The organism is Streptomyces sp. HUAS MS02 (genome assembly GCF_055702265.1).
Genome location: NZ_CM146747.1, coordinates 7,449,850 through 7,468,530, shown reverse-complemented (window position 1 = coordinate 7,468,530; position 18,681 = coordinate 7,449,850). Strand labels below are relative to the sequence as shown.

16 protein-coding genes and 1 pseudogene are annotated in these 18,681 nt (G+C 70.2%); 8 read left to right on the top strand and 9 right to left on the bottom strand.

Annotated elements, in window-relative coordinates; all coding sequences use genetic code 11:
- The first annotated feature begins 72 nt into the window (after positions 1 to 72).
- On the top strand, positions 73 to 495 hold the full coding sequence (locus tag ACZ9QC_RS32120; protein WP_472916301.1) for a RidA family protein: 423 nt from the start codon (positions 73 to 75) through the stop codon (positions 493 to 495).
- 246 nt (positions 496 to 741) lie between these two features.
- Positions 742 to 933, top strand: a pseudogene (locus tag ACZ9QC_RS32115) (MBL fold metallo-hydrolase); the annotation flags it as partial.
- Between the two features lie 150 nt (positions 934 to 1,083).
- On the opposite strand, the gene ACZ9QC_RS32110 reads toward ACZ9QC_RS32115, so the two are convergent.
- Positions 1,084 to 1,329: a hypothetical protein gene (locus ACZ9QC_RS32110; RefSeq protein WP_472916300.1), complete on the bottom strand. Its 246-nt coding sequence runs from the start codon at positions 1,327 to 1,329 to the stop codon at positions 1,084 to 1,086.
- A gap of 185 nt (positions 1,330 to 1,514) precedes the next feature.
- Positions 1,515 to 2,438, bottom strand: coding sequence for a DMT family transporter (locus tag ACZ9QC_RS32105; RefSeq protein WP_472921870.1), 924 nt, complete (start codon positions 2,436 to 2,438; stop codon positions 1,515 to 1,517).
- Positions 2,439 to 3,182: 744 nt separating this feature from the next.
- Here ACZ9QC_RS32105 and ACZ9QC_RS32100 point away from each other — a divergent pair.
- The 3 genes from ACZ9QC_RS32100 to ACZ9QC_RS32090 all read left to right on the top strand — a co-directional run bounded on the left by ACZ9QC_RS32100 (position 3,183) and on the right by ACZ9QC_RS32090 (position 5,823).
- Complete coding sequence (locus ACZ9QC_RS32100; protein ID WP_472916299.1) at positions 3,183 to 4,082, top strand: ABC transporter substrate-binding protein; 900 nt, start codon at positions 3,183 to 3,185, stop codon at positions 4,080 to 4,082.
- Positions 4,079 to 5,008 (top strand): amino acid ABC transporter permease, encoded by a 930-nt coding sequence (locus tag ACZ9QC_RS32095; protein ID WP_472916298.1) that lies wholly within the window; start codon positions 4,079 to 4,081, stop codon positions 5,006 to 5,008. Before ACZ9QC_RS32100 ends, ACZ9QC_RS32095 begins: the two co-directional genes overlap by 4 nt.
- A gap of 86 nt (positions 5,009 to 5,094) precedes the next feature.
- On the top strand, positions 5,095 to 5,823 hold the full coding sequence (locus tag ACZ9QC_RS32090; protein WP_472921869.1) for an amino acid ABC transporter ATP-binding protein: 729 nt from the start codon (positions 5,095 to 5,097) through the stop codon (positions 5,821 to 5,823).
- Positions 5,824 to 5,880: 57 nt separating this feature from the next.
- Here the strand turns inward: ACZ9QC_RS32090 and aroQ are convergent, their stop codons facing one another.
- Complete coding sequence (gene aroQ / locus ACZ9QC_RS32085; RefSeq protein ID WP_184895467.1) at positions 5,881 to 6,354, bottom strand: type II 3-dehydroquinate dehydratase; 474 nt, start codon at positions 6,352 to 6,354, stop codon at positions 5,881 to 5,883.
- A 100-nt stretch (positions 6,355 to 6,454) separates the two neighbouring features.
- Here aroQ and ACZ9QC_RS32080 point away from each other — a divergent pair, with 100 nt between their 5' ends.
- Together ACZ9QC_RS32080 and ACZ9QC_RS32075 are read left to right on the top strand one after the other, a co-directional pair.
- Positions 6,455 to 7,513, top strand: a complete 1,059-nt coding sequence (locus tag ACZ9QC_RS32080; protein WP_472916297.1) for a S66 family peptidase — start codon at positions 6,455 to 6,457, stop codon at positions 7,511 to 7,513.
- A gap of 123 nt (positions 7,514 to 7,636) precedes the next feature.
- On the top strand, positions 7,637 to 8,917 hold the full coding sequence (locus tag ACZ9QC_RS32075; protein ID WP_472916296.1) for an MFS transporter: 1,281 nt from the start codon (positions 7,637 to 7,639) through the stop codon (positions 8,915 to 8,917).
- A gap of 99 nt (positions 8,918 to 9,016) precedes the next feature.
- Here ACZ9QC_RS32075 and ACZ9QC_RS32070 read toward each other — a convergent pair whose 3' ends face one another.
- The 6 genes from ACZ9QC_RS32070 to ACZ9QC_RS32045 form a co-directional block, all read right to left on the bottom strand.
- Positions 9,017 to 10,117: a calcium:cation antiporter gene (locus ACZ9QC_RS32070; RefSeq protein ID WP_472916295.1), complete on the bottom strand. Its 1,101-nt coding sequence runs from the start codon at positions 10,115 to 10,117 to the stop codon at positions 9,017 to 9,019.
- Between the two features lie 107 nt (positions 10,118 to 10,224).
- The gene (locus tag ACZ9QC_RS32065) at positions 10,225 to 11,256 is read right to left on the bottom strand and encodes a TerC/Alx family metal homeostasis membrane protein (RefSeq protein WP_472916294.1); all 1,032 of its coding nucleotides are present in this window, start codon (positions 11,254 to 11,256) and stop codon (positions 10,225 to 10,227) included.
- A 289-nt stretch (positions 11,257 to 11,545) separates the two neighbouring features.
- Positions 11,546 to 13,606, bottom strand: coding sequence for a TerD family protein (locus ACZ9QC_RS32060; protein WP_472916293.1), 2,061 nt, complete (start codon positions 13,604 to 13,606; stop codon positions 11,546 to 11,548).
- 46 nt (positions 13,607 to 13,652) lie between these two features.
- Complete coding sequence (locus ACZ9QC_RS32055; RefSeq protein WP_472916292.1) at positions 13,653 to 14,231, bottom strand: TerD family protein; 579 nt, start codon at positions 14,229 to 14,231, stop codon at positions 13,653 to 13,655.
- A 171-nt stretch (positions 14,232 to 14,402) separates the two neighbouring features.
- Positions 14,403 to 16,538, bottom strand: a complete 2,136-nt coding sequence (uvrB, locus tag ACZ9QC_RS32050) for an excinuclease ABC subunit UvrB (protein ID WP_472916291.1) — start codon at positions 16,536 to 16,538, stop codon at positions 14,403 to 14,405.
- A 40-nt stretch (positions 16,539 to 16,578) separates the two neighbouring features.
- Entirely contained in the window at positions 16,579 to 17,448 is an 870-nt protein-coding gene (locus ACZ9QC_RS32045) for an MHYT domain-containing protein (RefSeq protein ID WP_472916290.1), read from the bottom strand.
- Between the two features lie 280 nt (positions 17,449 to 17,728).
- On the opposite strand from ACZ9QC_RS32045, the gene ACZ9QC_RS32040 reads away from it, so the two are divergent.
- Positions 17,729 to 18,598, top strand: a complete 870-nt coding sequence (locus ACZ9QC_RS32040) for a glycerophosphodiester phosphodiesterase (RefSeq protein WP_472916289.1) — start codon at positions 17,729 to 17,731, stop codon at positions 18,596 to 18,598.
- The last annotated feature ends 83 nt before the right edge of the window (positions 18,599 to 18,681 follow it).

Below are 18,681 nucleotides of genomic sequence, written 5' to 3'. Positions count from 1 at the left end.
ACGCTCAGAGATATCAGGTCATGCATGCAGCCGTATTAGACGTATCATTGCTGGCCATTTAGCGTTCGGCGCATGACAGAGCGACACGCGATCCTCAGTGGCTCGGCCTTTGAGGAGCAGATCGGCTATGCCCGCGCTGTGGTCGACGGCGACTGGGTGCATGTGTCCGGCACGACCGGGTTCGACTACGTCACGATGACGATCTCCGACGACGTGGTGGAGCAGGCGGAGCAGTGCCTGCGCAACATCGAGGCCGCACTGGCCGAGGCGGAATGCGGCTTCGCCGACGTGATGCGTGTGCGCTACCTGCTGCCCTGTCGCGAGGACTTCGAACCCTGCTGGCCGGTCCTGCGCCGCTGTTTCGGCGAGGTTCGGCCGGCAGCCACGATGCTCGTGTGCGGTCTCGCCGACCCGCGGATGAAGATCGAGATAGAGGTGTACGCGCGGCGTCGCATCCCGCCTCGGACCGACGCCGCGCACCACGCGGCGCAATAGCGCGGGCGACACCAGCTCAGCGACCGCCCCGCCACAGCCTCATATCGAACGGGCTGGCGTTTCCCGGGTGGTGCCGGAGCCGGATCGCGGCGGCGGTAGATCGCCCGGACGGCGCATCCGCACCCAAGCGGGAGGGGAAAGAGCTGGCGAAAGACCGACCGTGGAACCGGGCGGAGTGCACCGCACCCCCGGCGTCGGCAGGCTTCAAGCTCGGGGACACCAGCGACGAGGAAGGGTGTGGCCCGTGACCGCGTTCTTCCCGGGGGGCCTGGTCGGACAATACAGCCGGAGGAGTTCAACTCCCTGATGGACGGCCTGGAGACCAAGCTCTTCGACGTCCTGCCCGACGAGACGTGGATCTACCCCGGCCACGGCAACGACACCACCCTCGGCACGGAACGCCCCCACCTCACGGAGTGGCGCGCACGGGGCTGGTGACCGTCCAACGCGCGGCCGTCTCCGCTTCCAACCCGAAGCGGGGACGGCCGCGCGTCCAGGCCCGTCGGCGCGCCGAGTCTTCCTGGTCGCCGTGGCGGATGCCCCCCGCTTGGTCACCAAGACCGGGCGGGGGCCATCCGCATGTCCGGCTCACAGATCCTCGGTGTCCCGCACGTCGATCTCCCACTCCAGATCGGGAATCACTTCAAGCTGCTTCGTCACCGCCTCACGGGCATCACCGGTCAGCGAGACCGATACCCCGGCGGGGACGTCGGGAGCGTCCGAGCGGTTGACGGCAGCCACGATCGCATCCGGATCCACATCCTCCAGCGCGTGGAGAACGTCGTCGACACGGTCGTTTCGCACAGTCGTCGAGACGTAGGTACGGACAGTCATGGTTGTCTCCCTGGTGGTAACCCCACTCTTCCGGCCTGCCGTCCTCGTCGGGCGGGTACGACCACGGGCGGAAGCCATGCCGCCAGCCTCACCCCGGCAGAGGCAGAGCGCATCCGCACCGGTCTGCACGATCACGAGAAAGCACTGACCCGTCGCCCGCCTTGCGCATGGCCCCTTCGCTGTCGTCAGTCCCTGGCCCGCATCGCCGGAGGCGACGTGCGCCGACCCTGGTCAGCACTCGGCGTCCTTCGGGAAACCGCTCGACCGCCCCCCTCCCCGGCGGCGAGGAACAGCACGGCGAACAGCAGAAGAGCCGTGCCGGTGAGGACGATCGCGTTGAGCCGCTCGCCGAAGACCAGGATGCCGATGACTGCCGCGGTGAGCGGTTCCACCAAGGCGACGACGGAGGCCGTAGTCGCCCGTACGACGCCGAGGCCGAAGAAGAACAACGTGTACGCCAGCGCCGTCGGCACGGCCCCCAGGTAGAGGATCAGGCCCAGGGTCCATGCCGGACGCTCCATGTCGGGCAGCAGGCCTTCCAGCAGAGCCATCGGTAGCAGGCAGACCGTGCCCACCGCGAAGCCGGTCACCGTGGACTCGAACGCGCCACCCGCGTTCTCTCGGCCGGAGAAGCGGCCCAGCAACGTCACGCCCGCGTAGCCGACGGCGGAGAGCAACGCGTATCCGACGCCCAGGAGGGGAGCCGGGCCAGTGCTCCCGTCCGCACCCCCCATCAGCAGCACCAGACCGGCGACGCCGCTCGTCACCGCGGCGGTTCCGGCGACGCCGGTGCGCTCGCCCAGCGCGAGCCGGGCTCCGACGGTGACCAGTAACGGACCCGAGCCCAGGGTCACCACCGTGGCCACGGTCAGCCCGGCCTGTTGTACGGAGGCGAAGTATGCCGTCTGGTACACCGCCAGCCCGAAGCCTGTGATCAAGGCTCGCCGCGGGTTCGCGGCGAACGTTGCACGCAGCGACAGCGCCGTCTCGGGCCGCCGGCACCGTCGCGCCAGGTGAGCCGCCAAGAGCAGCCCGAGTCCGGTCAGGAACCGCCAGAAGGAAACAGAGATCGGACCGACTCCGCCGACGCCGTACAGTTCGGCGGCCACCGCACCGCCAGTGCCCCATGCTGTGGCCGCGATCGCGACATAGAGAACACCCTGCCGAACGGGCAGGGCAGAAGAGGACTGCAACTGAGATCTCCTCGGTCGATTGCCATCACGATGTCTCCGTGGGCAACCCGCGCAGCCACCCCGGCAACCCCGGGACGGCTCTGCATGACTGCCCGCCTCAAGCGGCGGGCGGCGGAGGCGTCAGAATCAGCTGCATGTGATCACGCTACCCGGCAAAGGGCGGGCGTCCCGGCACGGACCTGGACCCGCCCACCGCTCGGGGGCCGATCCCCTCGTGTGACCCACGCGTTCTTCAAGCACCGTGAGAGGCCATCCGAAGCAAGACGGAGCGCGCTGTCGTACGGGCCGGGCGGGGTGTAGGCCGTACCTGCCGGAGTGGCGCGCACGGGGCTGGTGAACTCTGCGGTGCCGCAAGCCAGTTGGTGAGGCCAACGGCAGGGGGCGCGACCACGCCCGCGCGCCCCGTGTGAATCGAACGCACACGCCGGTGTCCCGCGCGCGCTCCCGGCGTACGCCGTGGCGTAGTCCACTGGAGACAGGTCCGCACGGGATGACGGCTCCCGCGCGGATGGGCCGCCGGCCTCACCAACCCCGCCCTCGGCCGGCGGCCCCGCCCTTCGGGTCGCACGCGTTCACAGAACCGCAACACCCGTTCCCAGAATGCGGACAGAACCGCAGGTGACCTCGACAGACGGGACGTCTCGCTGTCAATCTCACGCCATGCGTCCTGTCCTGCGAACCGCGCGCTCCCCGCGCCGTGCCGCCTCCGCCGCCATGGCCGCCCTGCTCGCCGTCGTCGCGGTGGGCTGCGCCCCGCAGCCGGAGGAGGACGCCACCGGCTCGGCCTCCTCCTCGGCGTCCGGAGCGTCCTGCGCCAAGGGCGACTTGAGTACGAAGACCTCCGGCAAGCTGACGATCGCCACCGACCAACCGGCGTACGAACCCTGGTTCAAGGACGACGACCCGAAGAACGGCGAGGGCTTCGAGTCGGCGGTCGCGTACGCCGTGGCGAAGCAGCTCGGCTACGACAAGGCCGATGTCGTCTGGCAGAGCGTGCCCTTCAACAAGGCCTTCGCGCCGGGGGCGAAGACCTTCGACTTCGACATCAACCAGGTCTCGATCAGCGACGAGCGCAAGAAGGCCGTCGACTTCTCGTCCGGCTACTACGACGTGCGCCAGGCCGTCGTCGCGCTCAAGGACTCCGCCGCCGCGAAGGCGACAGGCATCGCGGACCTCAGGAAGCTGCATCTGGGCGCCCAGGTCGGCACCACCAGCCTGAACTACATCGAGGACGTGGTGAAGCCCACCCGTCAGGCCGCCGCGTACGCGAAGAACGACCAGGCCAAGTCCGCGCTGGCGAACGGCCAGATCGACGCGATCGTGGTCGACCTGCCGACCGCGTTCTACATCACCTCGGCCGAGGTGACGGACGCGAGGATCGTCGGCCAGTTCGAGAACCAGGGCGGCGCGCCGGAGCAGTTCGGGCTCGTTCTCGACAAGGGCAGCGCCCTCACCTCCTGCGTGACGACCGCCGTGGACGCCCTGCGCGAGGACGGCACGCTGTCCAAGATCGAGCAGGAGTGGCTCTCCGACGCCGTCGACGCCCCGGTCCTCAAGTGACCGTGGTGAAGCAGGAGCCCGGCCCCGAGGACGCGGACACGGACACGGACGACCACGGTGACCCGCCCGGCGCGGACGACGACTACGTCCCCTCGCGCCGGCGGCTGGACCGGGAGCGCTACAAGCGTGACCGGGCCCGCCGGGCCACCGCCGTCGCCGCCCTGTCGACCCTGGTCACGGCCGTCGTCCTCTACCTGGTCGTCGTCAACGCCCCCGGCTGGCCCCGCACCAAGGAGACGTTCTTCAGCGCGGAGTACGCGCGCGAGGCGCTCCCCAGGGTCCTCGAAGGGCTCTGGCTCAACGTCCGGCTGCTGCTGGTCTGCGGCGTCGCCGTGCTCGTCCTCGGCATGCTCATCGCCGTCGCGCGGACCCTGCGGGGCCCGGTGTTCTTCCCGCTGCGGGTGCTGGCGGCCGCGTACACCGACTTCTTCCGCGGGCTGCCGCTGATCATCAACCTGATGATCGTGGTCCTGGGCGTCCCCGCGCTGAGGCTCCAGGGGGTGACCGTCGACCCGGTGCTGCTCGGCGGCACCGCGCTGACGCTCACGTACTCGGCGTACGTCGCCGAGGTGTTCCGCGCCGGCATCGAGTCCGTGCACCCCTCCCAGCGCGCGGCGGCCCGCTCGCTGGGCCTGACCAACCGGCAGGCGCTGCGGCACGTCGTGCTCCCCCAGGCGGTTCGCCGCCAGGTCCCGCCCCTGCTCAACGACCTGGTGTCGCTGCAGAAGGACACCGGCCTGGTCTCGATCGGCGGTGCGATCGACGCCGTTCGCGCCGCCGACATCATCGTGGGCCGCAGCCTCAACTACACGCCCTACATCGTCGCGGGACTGGTCTTCGTCGCCCTGACCATCCCGATGACCCGCTTCACCGACTGGGTCACGGCCTGCATGGACCGGCAGCGGGCGCAGGGAGGGACGACATGAGCGACAGCCGAGAGGCCCTGGAGCCGGTGGAGCGGGCCGAGCCGGTGGAGCCCGGCCGCGCCTCCGAGGACGCCCCCGTGCTGCGGATGGAGTCCGTGCGCAAGACCTTCGGCGGCTCGGTGGTGCTGCGGGACGTCGGTCTGGAGGTCGCCCCGCACACCGTGACCGCGCTGATCGGCGCCTCCGGGTCCGGCAAGTCGACGCTGCTGCGGTGCGCCAACCTCCTGGAGGACATCGACGACGGGGCGATCTGGCTGGACGGCGAGGAGATCACCGACCCGCGCGTCGACCAGGACGCGGTGCGGCGGCGGATCGGCGTGGTCTTCCAGTCGTACAACCTGTTCCCGCACATGACGGTGCTGGACAACATCACCCTCGCTCCGCGCCGGGTGCACGGTGTCCCCCGCGCGGAGGCCGAGGAGCAGGCCCGGGCCCTCCTGGAGCGGCTGGGGCTGGGCGGGAAGGCGGGCGCGTATCCCGACCGGCTCAGCGGCGGTCAGCAGCAGCGCGTGGCGATCGTGCGCGCCCTGGCCGTACGCCCCCGGCTGCTGCTCCTCGACGAGATCACCGCGGCCCTCGACCCGGAGCTGGTCGGCGAGGTCCTGAACGTCGTCCGTGATCTGAAGGCCGACGGGATGACGATGGTGCTGGCCACGCACGAGATGGGCTTCGCCCGTGACGTCGCCGACCAGGTCTGTTTCCTGGACGGCGGCGTCGTGCTCGAACGCGGCACCGCGGACCAGGTCTTCGGCGACCCGCGACAGGAACGTACGCGGCAGTTCCTGCGCCGGATCGTGGAGGCGGGCCGCCTGTAAGGGGCGCCCGCCAGGAGACCTGGCATTACCCGCCGCCGGCCTCGGGCACTGCGGGGCTCAGGCGTCCGCCCGGCCCGCCCCGGCGAGCGCGGCGACCCGCTCCACACCGAACACATAGCCCTGTACCCCGCACCCGGCGATCACCCCGTCGGCGCGCAGGGAGACGTACGAGTGGTGCCGGAACGTCTCGCGCCGGTGGATGTTGGAGATGTGCACCTCCAGCACCGGCAGCCCGTCGCAGGTGTTGAGGGCGTCCAGGATCGCCACGGAGGTGTGCGAGTAGGCGCCCGGGTTGATGACGATCCCGCTGTGGTGGAGCCGGGCCTCGTGGATCCAGTCGACCAGTTCGCCCTCGTGGTTGGACTGCCGGAAGTCCACCGTGCCGCCGTGCGCGGCCGCCGCCTTGGCGCACATCGCCTCGACGTCGGCGAGGGTGTCCGAGCCGTAGATCTCGGGCTGACGCTGCCCCAGGAGGTTCAGGTTGGGGCCGTTGAGAATCATGATCGGGGCGTGGGCCAGGCTGCGGGGCACGGTTCCTCCGGTCCGTTCGGGGTGGGCGGCCCGTCGGGACCGCCGCTCGCCCCCGGTTTATCACGGTGAAACCGCCGGGAGGAGGCCTTAACCTCCCCGCATGATCACACCTACGCTCACACCCTCGTACCCTCCCAAGCCCTCCCCCGGCGACCGGGTCGCCGTCGTCTCGCCCGGTGCCGGTCTGCCCGAGCTGTTCCCGCGCCCCTTCGAACTGGGCCTGGAGCGGCTGCGCGAGGAGTACGGTCTCGTGCCGGTCGAGTATCCGACGACACGGAAGATGGGCACGACGCCGAAGGAGCGGGCGGACGACCTGCACGCGGCCTTCGCCGACCCGGACGTCAAGGCGGTGCTGACGTCGATCGGCGGCGACGACCAGATCACCGTGCTGCCCTTCCTCGACCGGGAGTTGCTGCGGGCCAACCCCAAGCCGTTCTTCGGGCTGAGCGACAACACCAACCTGCTGGCGTACCTGTGCAACACCGGGATCGTCGGCTACCACGGCGGCACCGTGATGACCGCGCTGGGCAGGCCGGGCGCCATGGACCCGCTGACCGCCGACTCCCTGCGCGCCGCCCTGTTCACCTCGGGGCCCTACGACCTGCGGCCCGCCGAGCGCTTCAACGACATCGACCGCGACTGGGCCGACCCGGCGACCTTCGAATCCGAGCCGCCCTCCGTACCGGGCGCCGGGTGGACCTGGGTGAACGCCGACCGCGTGGTGGAGGGCCGCAGTTGGGGCGGCTGTCTGGAGATCCTCGGCTGGCTGCTGATGGCCGACCGCGAGGTGCCGCGCGATCTGTCCGTGTTCGACGGCGGGGTGCTCTTCCTGGAGACCTCGGAGGAACTGCCCAGCGGCGAGGAGGTCTTCCGCACCCTGCGCAACATGGGGGAACGCGGCCTGCTGCGGCGCTTCTCCGCCCTGCTGATGGGCCGCCCCAAGACCTGGTCCCTCGACCGGCCCAACAGCCCGGAGGAGGCGGCCCGTTACGCGGCCGGGCAGCGGGAGGCCGTCCTGCGCGCCATGCGGACGTACGCCCCCGACGCCACGATCGTCTTCGACGTGGACCTCGGCCACACCGATCCGCAGGTCGTCGTCCCCTACGGGGGCGTGATCCGGGTGGACGGTCCCGCCCGGCGCATCACGGTGACCTACTGAGATCCGTTGACGCCTCCTGAACCACCTTGTCCTCGCCCGGGCCTCCGCACGCCCCCGTAACCGCCCGTCACCGTGGGTAGTTGAGGCGGCATGCAACCTGCACGCACCGTGAAACCGCCCTCCATGCTGCGACTCGCGTCCGCCTCGCTCGCCGGGACGGCCATCGAGTTCTACGACTTCTTCGTCTACGGCACGGCGGCGGCCCTCGTCCTCGGGCCGCTGTTCTTCCCGACGTTCTCGCCCCTGGCCGGGACCCTCGCGGCCTTCGCGACCTTCGGGGTCGGGTTCGTGGCGCGTCCGCTGGGCTCGGTGCTGTTCGGGCACATCGGGGACCGGCACGGGCGGCGGCCGGTCCTGGTCGCCTCGCTGCTGCTGACCGGGGGCGCGACCGTGGCCGTCGGCTGCGTCCCCACGTTCGACTCGATCGGTGTCACCGCCCCCTTCCTCCTGCTCGTGCTGCGTTTCCTGCAAGGGCTCGGGCTCGGCGGGGAGTGGGGCGGGGCGGTGTTGTTGACCGCGGAGCACGCGCCCGCCGACCGGCGCGGACTGTGGTCGAGCTTTCCGCAGGTCGGACCGGCGGTGGGCTTCCTGCTGGCCAACGGGGTGATGCTGGCGCTGTCGGCGAGCCTGACGGAGGCCCAGTTCACCGCGTGGGGATGGCGGGTGCCGTTCTGGGCGGCGGGTGTGCTCGCCCTCGCGGGACTGTGGCTGCGGTCGTCGCTCACGGAGAGCCCGCGGTTCCTGGAGATCACCGAGCCCGCGCGCGTGCCGTTCGCCGAGGTGGTGCGCGGGCACTGGCGCCTGGTCCTGCTGACGGCCGGCGCGCTCGCGGTCGGGTACGCGGTGTTCTACTCGGTGACGACCTGGTCCCTCGCGTACGGCACGGAGCGGCTCGGGGTGAGCCGCACGGTCATGCTGACCTGCATCATGGGAGCCGTGGTGGTGAAGGGCGCCCTGACACCGGTGGCGGCGGTCCTCGGCGACCGGTACGGGCGGCGCCCGATGTGCCTGATCGGCTGTGGTGTCACCGTGCTGTGGATGTTCCCCATGGTCGCGCTCCTGGCGACGGGCGAACCCCTGCTGATCTTCTTCGGCTTCCTCGTGGCGATGCTCGCCTTCGTCACCATGTTCGCCGTCATCGCCGCGTACCTGCCCGAGCTGTACGAGCCGCGGGTGCGCTGCACGGGGGCCGCCGTCGGCTACAACCTCGGTGGGGTGCTCGGCGGGGCCCTGACCCCGATCGTGGCCACGGCCGTGGCCCAGGGCGGACGGGTGCCCTGGGGTGTGGGCGCCTATCTCACCGGGATCGCGCTGCTGAGCCTTGGCTGCTTCGCACTGCTGCCGGAGACCCGGCCGGTGCCCGTGGCGACCACGGCGGCCGAGGCCGAGCCCGCCGCCGGATGAAGAACGGCGCCGCGCGTCGGGGCGGCCGAGTGGGAGCGTTGTCGGGTGCGGGTGGGTGGGGCTTCTCGCGTGGTTCCCCGCGCCCCTCAGAAGCCGGGTCTAGGGGTTCACGGCCAGCTCCAGATAGACCGCGAACAGCACCAGGTGCACTCCGCCCTGGAGCGGTGTCGCGCGGCCCGGGACCACCGTCAGCGAGGCCACCACGACGGTCAGGGCGAGCAGCACCATATGGGTGGCGCCGAGGCCGAGGACGAGTGGGCCGGAGAGCCAGATGGAGGCGAGGGCGACGGCCGGGATGGTGAGGCCGATGCTGGCCATGGCGGAGCCGAGGGCCAGGTTGAGGCTGGTCTGGACCCGGTCGCGGCGGGCGGCGCGCAGCGCGGCGATCGTCTCCGGCAGCAGCACCAGCAGCGCGATGATCACACCGACCACCGCGTGCGGCAGCCCCGCCTTCTCGACGCCGGACTCGATGGTCGGCGAGACGCCCTTGGCGAGGCCGACCACGCCGACGAGGGCGAGGCCGAGCAGTCCGAGGCTGATCCCGGCGGTGCGGGCCGACGGCGCCTCGGCGTGGTCGGCCTGGGTGATCACCTCGCCCTGCCTGGTGATGGGCAGGAAGTAGTCCCGGTGGCGCACGGTCTGTGTCGCCACGAACAGCCCGTACAGGGCCAGTGAGGACAGGGCCGCGAAGGTGAGCTGGGCCGTGGAGAACTCGGGGCCGGGCTTGCTGGTGGTGAAGGTGGGGAGCACCAGGCTGAGCGTGGCCAGCGTCGCGACCGTGGCGAGGGCGGCGCCGGTCCCCTCGGGGTTGAAGACGGCGAGCCCGTGGCGCAGCGACGCGACGAGCAGGCAGACGCCGACGATGCCGTTGCAGGTGATCATCACGGCGGCGAAGACGGTGTCGCGGGCGAGGGTCGAGCTCTTGTCCCCTCCGTCGGCCATCAGCGTGACGATCAGGGCGACCTCGATGATCGTGACGGCGACGGCGAGGACGAGGGAGCCGAAGGGTTCACCGACCCGGTGCGCGACGACCTCGGCGTGGTGCACGGCGGCCAGGACGGCTCCCGCGAGCACCAGGGTCACCAGGGCGACGGCCGCAGGGGGCAGATCACGTCCCCAGGTGAGAGCGAGCAGGACGACAGCGGCCACCGGGACGACAGCAGTCCATCGCGTCGTGAGCGACCGGAGCCGAGCGAGCATGCGGTGATCCTTTCAGACGTGCAGGGGCCCCGCACTGCGGTGGACGCGTGGAACTGCGTCTCCGTCGTGCGGGGCCCCATCCGTGTGGTGTGCGGTGTCGGCCTCCGTCAGGCCTCGATGCTGTCCTTCTCCGCGCCTTCGGCCTTGTTCTGCTCGGCCTTGTTCTGCTCGGCCTCGTTCTGCTCGGCCTCGGCCTGCGCCTGCTTCTTGGACGCGATCAGGCTGGTGATCGTGGTGACGATCAGCACCGCGCAGATCACGCCGAGGGACACCGGGATGGAGATCTCCGGAACGTGTACCCCGGACTCGTGCAGTGCGTGCAGCACCAGCTTCACACCGATGAAGCCGAGGATGACCGACAGGCCGTAGGACAGGTGGACCAGCTTCTTCAGCAGACCGCCGATGAGGAAGTACAGCTGCCGCAGGCCCATGAGCGCGAACGCGTTGGCCGTGAACACGATGTACGGGTCCTGGGTCAGGCCGAAGATCGCGGGGATGGAGTCCAGGGCGAAGAGGACGTCGGTGGTTCCGATGGCGAGCATCACGACGAGCATCGGCGTCATGACGCGCTTGCCGTTCTCCTCGATCCAGAGCTTGGTGCCGTGGTACCGGTCGGCGACGCCGAAGCGCTTCTCGGCGGCCTTGAGGAGCTTGTTCTCCTCCCATTCCTCATCGTCCTCCTCGGCCCTGGCCTCCTGGATGAGCTTCCAGGCGGTGTAGATCAGGAACGCGCCGAAGATGTAGAAGACCCAGGCGAAGCTGGCGAGGATGGCCGCGCCCGCCGCGATGAAGATCGCGCGGAGCACCAGGGCTATCAGCACACCGATCAGCAGCACCCGCTGCTGGTACTGCGAGGGCACCGAGAACTTCGCCATGATCAGGACGAAGACGAAGAGGTTGTCGACGCTCAGCGACTTCTCGGTGATGAAGCCCGCGAAGAACTCTCCGGCCGGCTGACCGCCGCCGAAGACGAGGAGCCCCAGCCCGAAGAGGGCGGCCAGGACGATCCAGACGATCGTCCAGATCCCGGCTTCCTTGATGGACACGTCATGGGGCTTGCGGCCGATGAAGAAGTCGACCGCGATGAGGGCGGCAAGGCCCACCACTGTGAGGACCCATAGGGTCACGGAAACATCCACTGCGCCTCCGGCAGTACGTAACGGCAAATTTCAGCGTCGTCGCTACCGGAGGTCTCTTCCACCCGGTCCTCCATGGCGTTCCACAACGCCTGGTGCCGCCGGGCCGACGCCCCGGGATCGGATCGATCCGTATTGACGGGTACGCCGCAGCATGTAGGGAGTACTCCCCTCCGCACGAAAAGAGTACCCAATCACCAAGAGAAGGTAAAGAGCGAAGCAAAGAAAGGATCAAAACCGCAGGTCAAAGCGCTTTACGAGAGCTTGGTGCGGACTGCGGGGCCGACGGTCCTCAGCGGTTCCAGGAGCGGCGGGCCTCCGCGACCCGGGCGAGCACGTCGTGCATGACCCTGCTGCCGGGCGGAACGGTCGACGGCTCGTACGTCCACGCGTGCCCGACCCACGGGTCGGCCAGGTGGTCGTCGGGGGTGGGGGTCAGTCGCATCAGCGAACGCCACAGCGGGTCGAGCAACGGTCCGTAGGCGGCGGCTTCCTGACGGTCGGCGACCATCATCAGGTGCACACCGACGGCGGGGCCCTCGTCCGCGAGGTAGCGGAGCTGGGTGACGGCGCGGTCGTCGAAACCGTGCGGGAAGTCGTTGACGATCAGCAGCTGTTCGGCCGTGTCGAAGCCGGGGGGCAGTGCGTCGGCCGCGCCACCGCGTACCGCCATCTGCACGAGGTCGACGCGTTGGGTGAGCCGCCCCAGCACCTCGGAGACACCCGCCGCTCCGGCGGCGGGCGGCCCGGCGAGCACACCGGCCTGGGTCAGGGGCGTCAACGCGGACGAGCCGGCCCCGGCCGCGTCGATGACGTGCACGGCGAACTCGCCCGGCGGATAGACCGCGAGCAGCCGCGCGGCGAGAGCCACCGCGGTGTCCAGCGCGAGGCGGCGCAGCTCGTCGGAGTCGGTGAGCGCGTCTCGGGAGCCGGAGCGGCCGCTGTCGATCCACAGGCCGCGCTCCAGCGGCAGCCGGATCAGCATCGGGATGCGCACGTCCTCGCTCTCCGGCAGATGGAGGTCACCCAGCCGCAGGGCCATCGGGATCTCCATGGGCACCCGGTAGCCGTGCCAGACCGGGTTGTCCCAGCTCGCGTACGCCGGGGGCAGTGCGGGCTCGACGACGTCCGCCTCGGCACCGAGCTGGGCCAGGTCCCGGTCGAGGGCGGCCCTGGCCTGGTCGACGAGCTGGGCGTGCTTGGCCCGGGCCGCCTCGCGCGCGGCGTCGCCCTGCCCGCTGATGCGGCTGCGCGGGTCGGACAGGACCTTGTCCAGCTCCTGTTCCATCCGCGACTCGGCGAAGTCGACGGCACTGCGGTACGCGGCCGTGGTGCGGGCGAGGTCCTCGAACATGCCCCACACCTGGTTGTAGAGCCGCTCCTCCATGGACCAGCCGGTCGCGTCCCCGGCGACGGGCCGCGCGGGCTGTCCCGGCTCGGCCGGGGGCGCGGTCGGCGCGGGCGGGGGCGGCGCGGTGGTCTGGCGGCCGGGGTGGCTGTAGTTGACGGGGCCGCCGGCCGTGGCCGGGGCGGGCTGGCCGGTGGCCGGGTCCGCCGGGGTGGGGCCGCCGTGCTGTGCCGCCGCGTGGTCGGGCAGCGTGCCGTCGTGGGGAGAGCCGTACGGGGGTGTCGTGCCGTACGGAGAGGTGGGCTGGTGGCCCGGGGACGGGGCGGTGGTGCCGGGCACGCCCTGGGGTGCGGTGCCGCCGTGGGTCTCGTCCGGGCCGGTCGCGGGGGCGGTCGTCCGACGGGGCCGTTCCGCGTCCGGCAGGCGGGGCGGAGGGGCGGCCACCGAGCGGGCGAGGCCCTGGGCCACCGCCTCGTTGATGCTGCCGGCCAGTTGCTGGGCCTGTGGCAGGCCCTGGTCGGCGAGCAGCGCCGCGAGGCCGCCCGCGTATCCCTGGCCGACCGCGCGGACCTTCCAGGCACCCTGCCTGCGGTACAGCTCCAGGGCGACGACGGCCGACTCCGGTCCGAGGTCCGTCATGGTGTAGCTGGCGACCTCGGTGCCGTCGAGGCCGGTGACCGCGACGAAGGGGGCGGCCACGGCGCCGAAGCGCGCCGGACCGCCGGTCCCCGTGGGGAGGGCGAGCAGCACGCTCACCCGGTGCACGGACGGCGCGAGGGCGTCGAGGTCCACGGCGAGGCGGTGGTCGGCCGCCGCCTGCCTGGGGACCTCCAGGCCCGGGAGGGTGGGCGCGCCCGGGTGGACGACCCATTCGACACCGTGCACCCGGCCGTGCTCGTCGCCGAGGGTGGCCCCGGCCACGATCGGCGTGCCGGCCGAGACGCGGATCTCCAGTCGGACCTCGGGCAGCGGATGGTTCTGCCCCCGGACCAGCTCGGCCGTCATCGACTTCGTCCCCCTGTGTCGCGTGCTCTGTTTACTCGGTGCCTGCCTACAGGACCGGCAGGATCGCCGGCATCAGGTCCTGGAAGGTGCGCCCGTTGGCGGGCGAGCCGATGGCGGTCATCTGCCAGCCCGCGCCCGCGCGGTGCACCTTGGCCATGATCTGGGCGGTGTACTGGCCGCCGCCCGCGAGGGTGTAGCGCGCCAGCTCCTGGCCGTTGGTCTCGTCGACCAGTCGGCAGAACGCGTTCTGCACCTCCTGGAAGGTCTGGCCCGTGAAGGAGTTCACGGTGAAGACGATCTGGTCGATGTGGACCGGCACCCGGGCCAGGTCGACGAGGATCGCCTCGTCGTCGCCGCCCTGGCCGACGCCGCCGACCAGGTTGTCGCCGGTGTGACGGACGGAGCCGTCGTCGCTCACCAGGTGGCGGAAGAAGACGACGTCGACGGGCTGCTTGTCCGCGAACAGCACGGCGGAGGCGTCGAGGTCGATCTCACGGGTGCGGGATCCGAACAGGCCGCGCCGGGGGGCAGCCTGCCAGCCGAGACCCATGCGCACCGCGGTCAGACTGCCTCCGTCGGTCTTCTGCAGACTGATGGCCTGACCCTTGGTCATGTTGACGGTCACGCGCTGATTCCCCTCTCGACTGTCCCCTGTTCCCGCGGAGTCCGCGGATGTGCAGCACCTTACGCAGCGGCACTGACATTGCCGCAGCCTGTGTCGCACTTTGTGTCGGTCTTGCAACACAGCGCGCCGACGCCGGGGCCGTGTCTTCTCCCCCGGCGCCGGAGGGGGAGGTCAGGCCAGTCCCGCCTCCCTCATCTGCCGCAGTTCCTTCTTCATCTCGGAGACCTCGTCACGCAGCCGGGCGGCGATCTCGAACTGCAGCTCGGCGGCGGCCGCGCGCATGCGCTCCGTCATGTCCTCGATCTGCTGGGCGAGCTCGGCCGCGGGACGGTCGGTCGGGACGGTCTCCTCGGCCTTGGTCCTGCCCTTGGCGGACTTGGCCGCCTTGCCGCCGAGGGAGGGCACGGGGGCCTTGGCGCCCTTGCCGTCCTTGCCTTGGCGATAGCCCGAGCCGAGCAGCTGCTCGGTGTCGACGTCCTCGCGGGCGATCTGCGCGACGATGTCGTTGATCTTCTTGCGCAGCGGCTGCGGGTCGATGCCTTTGGCCTTGTTGTACGCGACCTGCTTCTCCCGGCGCCGGTTGGTCTCGTCGATGGCCTTCGCCATCGCCGGGGTGATCTTGTCGGCGTACATGTGGACCTGACCCGACACGTTGCGCGCCGCGCGGCCGATGGTCTGGATCAGCGAGGTCCCGGAGCGCAGGAAGCCCTCCTTGTCGGCGTCGAGGATCGCCACCAGGGAGACCTCGGGGAGGTCGAGGCCCTCGCGCAGGAGGTTGATGCCGACCAGGACGTCGTACTCACCGGCACGCAGCTCGCGCAGCAGTTCGACGCGGCGCAGGGTGTCGACATCGCTGTGGAGATAGCGGACCTGGATGCCCAGTTCCAGGAAGTAGTCGGTGAGGTCCTCGGCCATCTTCTTGGTGAGGGTGGTGACGAGGACACGCTCGTCCTTCTCGGTGCGCTGCCGGATCTCGTGCACCAGGTCGTCGATCTGACCCTCGGTGGGCTTGACGACGACCTCGGGGTCGACCAGACCGGTGGGGCGGATGATCTGCTCGACGTGGCCGTCGGAGCGGGACAGCTCGTACTGGCCGGGGGTCGCCGAGAGGTACACCGTCTGGCCGACGCGCTCCTGGAACTCCTCCCACTTCAGGGGGCGGTTGTCCAGGGCGGAGGGCAGTCGGAAGCCGTGGTCGACGAGGGTGCGCTTGCGGGAGGCGTCGCCCTCGTACATCGCGCCGATCTGGGGGACGGTCACATGGGACTCGTCGATGACGAGGAGGAAGTCGTCCGGGAAGTAGTCCAGCAGGGTGTTCGGCGGGGAGCCGGGTTCGCGGCCGTCGAAGTGCATCGAGTAGTTCTCCACGCCGGAGCAGGAGCCGATCTGGCGGAGCATCTCGATGTCGTAGGTGGTGCGCATCCGCAGGCGCTGGGCCTCCAGGAGCTTGCCCTGCTTCTCCAGCTCCGCCAGGCGCTCCCCCAGTTCCTTCTCGATGTCGTTGACGGCCCGCTCCATGCGCTCGGGGCCGGCGACGTAGTGGGAGGCGGGGAAGACGTACAGCTGCTGGTCGTCGCTGATGATCTCGCCGGTGAGGGGGTGGAGGGTGGAGAGGGCCTCGATCTCGTCGCCGAACATCTCGATGCGGACGGCGAGCTCCTCGTAGACCGGGAAGATCTCGATGGTGTCGCCGCGGACGCGGAAGGTGCCGCGGGTGAACGCCAGGTCGTTGCGGGTGTACTGGATGTCCACGAAGCGGCGCAGCAGCGCGTCCCGGTCGAACTCCTCGCCGACCTTGAGGGGGACCATGCGGTCCACGTACTCCTGCGGTGTACCGAGACCGTAGATGCAGGAGACGGAGGCGACCACGATGACGTCGCGACGGGTGAGCAGCGAATTGGTCGCGGAGTGACGCAGGCGTTCCACCTCCTCGTTGATCGAGGAGTCCTTCTCGATGTAGGTGTCCGACTGCGGGACGTATGCCTCGGGCTGGTAGTAGTCGTAGTACGAGACGAAGTATTCGACCGCGTTGTTCGGCAGCAGTTCGCGGAATTCGTTGGCCAGCTGGGCGGCCAGGGTCTTGTTCGGCGCCATCACCAGGGTCGGGCGCTGGAGCTTCTCGATCATCCACGCGGTGGTGGCGGACTTGCCGGTGCCGGTCGCGCCGAGCAGGACGACGTCCTTCTCACCTGCTCCGATACGCCGGGCGAGGTCGGCGATGGCCGAGGGCTGGTCGCCGCTCGGCTGGTAGGGGCTGACGACCTCGAAGGGCGCCACCGTGCGTTCGATCTTGGAAACGGGCCGCATGCAATCCACCGTACGACCCCGCACTGACAACGGGTCGCGATCAGCGATTCTGCGGTGTGCGGGCACGCCGCTCGCGGTGCTCCTGGGCGGTGCGGGACTCGGGGTGCCGGCAGACGTGGGCGGTGGCCTGGGCCGGGATGCCGGGCCGGCGCTCGACGGGGTTCGCGTGGAACCTGCCCATGATCATGAACGGGTCGAACATCACGACGACTCCCGCGAGGAGCAGGAACACCAGCGGGCCGATCATCAGCGGAGCCAACAGGGCGGCGGACGACGAACCCACGGCCGGGTCGGGGCCCGCACCGGTGTGCAGATGGACGCTGAGGGCGGCCATGCCCGTGTAGTGCATGCCGCTGACGGCGACCCCCATGACGAGGCTGGCACCCACGCTCCACAGGAAGCCGCGGACCTGTCCGGCGGCCCACAGGGCGGCGATCGCGGCCACCACGGCGATGACGACCGAGGCGGCCACGGTGACGGTGTTGTACTCGAACGTGCCGTTGAGCCGCATGCCGGCCATGCCCAGGTAGTGCATGGAGGCGATGCCCAGACCGGTGATGGTGCCCCCGGTGAACAGCGCGGCCCCCCCGGCCCCCTTGGAGCCGACCATGAAGATCCCGATGCCGACCATGACGATCGCCACCGCGAGGCTCGCGAACGTGGTCAGCGGGTCGTAGTGGATCGGGGTCTGCAGGACCTTGAACCCCATCATCGCGACGAAGTGCATGGTCCAGATGCCGGAGCCGATGGCCGCCGAGCCCAGCGCGAGCCAGCCGATCCGCCAGCGGCCGTCCACGAGCATCGATCTGGTGGTGCAGCGCAGGCCGAGCGCGCCCCCGAGGCAGGCCATGAGATAGGCCACCACCGGTGTGACGAGTCCGTAGCTGAAGCCGTCGACCGTGCCCTGCATTCGCGGCTGCCTTTCCCGCCCTGTCGCGTACCTGGAATTCCTGCTGTGCCCCCAGCCCCGGCACCGCCACGACGGTCAGGGTTGTCGCAGAGAGTATGACCCCCACCGGAATGGTCGAACGATTTTCCGGCAAAGAAACACGGCCTTGCCCCACTTGTGCGGTGCCCGTGAGCGGACTTGGGCAACTCCATTCAATTCATGGCCATCCTGCGCACCTCTCCCGTTGACCCTCTGCTGTCACTCTTGAGCTGACCGTGATCGATCGACGCGAGGAGTACGCATGCACGTGCGCGCAGTTGCCGCCGCGACCACAGCGTTCTTGGGGGCCACCGTCCTCCTGCTCCCCACTTCCGCCGCCTACGCGGCCGCCGACGCCGGGAATCCGCTGGTCGTCGCGCATCGTGGAGCTTCCGCCTACGCGCCCGAGAACACCCTGGCCGCTGTCGACAAGGCCCACGAGATGGGCTTCGACTGGGTCGAGAACGACGTCCAGCGCACCAGTGACGGCAGGCTCGTCGTCCTCCACGACGCGACGCTGGCGCGGACGACCAACGTCGAGGAGCTCTATCCCGAGCGCGCCCCCTGGAACGTGGCGGACTTCACCGCCGCGGAGATCGGGCGCCTGGACGCGGGCAGCTGGTTCGGCGCCGACTACGCGGGCGCGCGCGTGCCCACGCTGGAGCAGTACATGCGGCGGGTGTCGCGCAACCATCAGAAGCTCGTCCTGGAGATCAAGAACCCGCAGCTCTACCCGGGGATCGAGCAGCAGACCCTGAAGGTGCTGAGCAACGAGGGCTGGCTCGGCCCGGCGCAGTTGGAGAAGCTGGTGATCCAGAGCTTCAGCGCCGACACCGTACGCCGGGTCCACGAGCTGAACCCGGCGGTGAAGACCGGTCTGCTCGGCACCCCGGACATCGCCGACCTCCCCGAGTACGCGACGTTCAGCGACCAGATCAACTCCTCGTACACGACCATCTCCGAGTCCTACGTGGCCACGATCCACGCGCTCGGAGGTCCGCACGGCAAGCCGTTGGAGATCCTCACCTGGACCGTGAACGACGCCACCAACGCCCGCCGGGTGGCCGACTACGGCGTGGACGGCATCATCACCAACAAGCCGGACGTGGTCAGGGACGCCACACAGGGCTGATGCGGCGGTACGCGGCCGGTGGTGTGCGCTGCGGGGCCGGGCGCACACCACGGTCGTTGTCGGTGGCGGCCCCGTACGGTGGT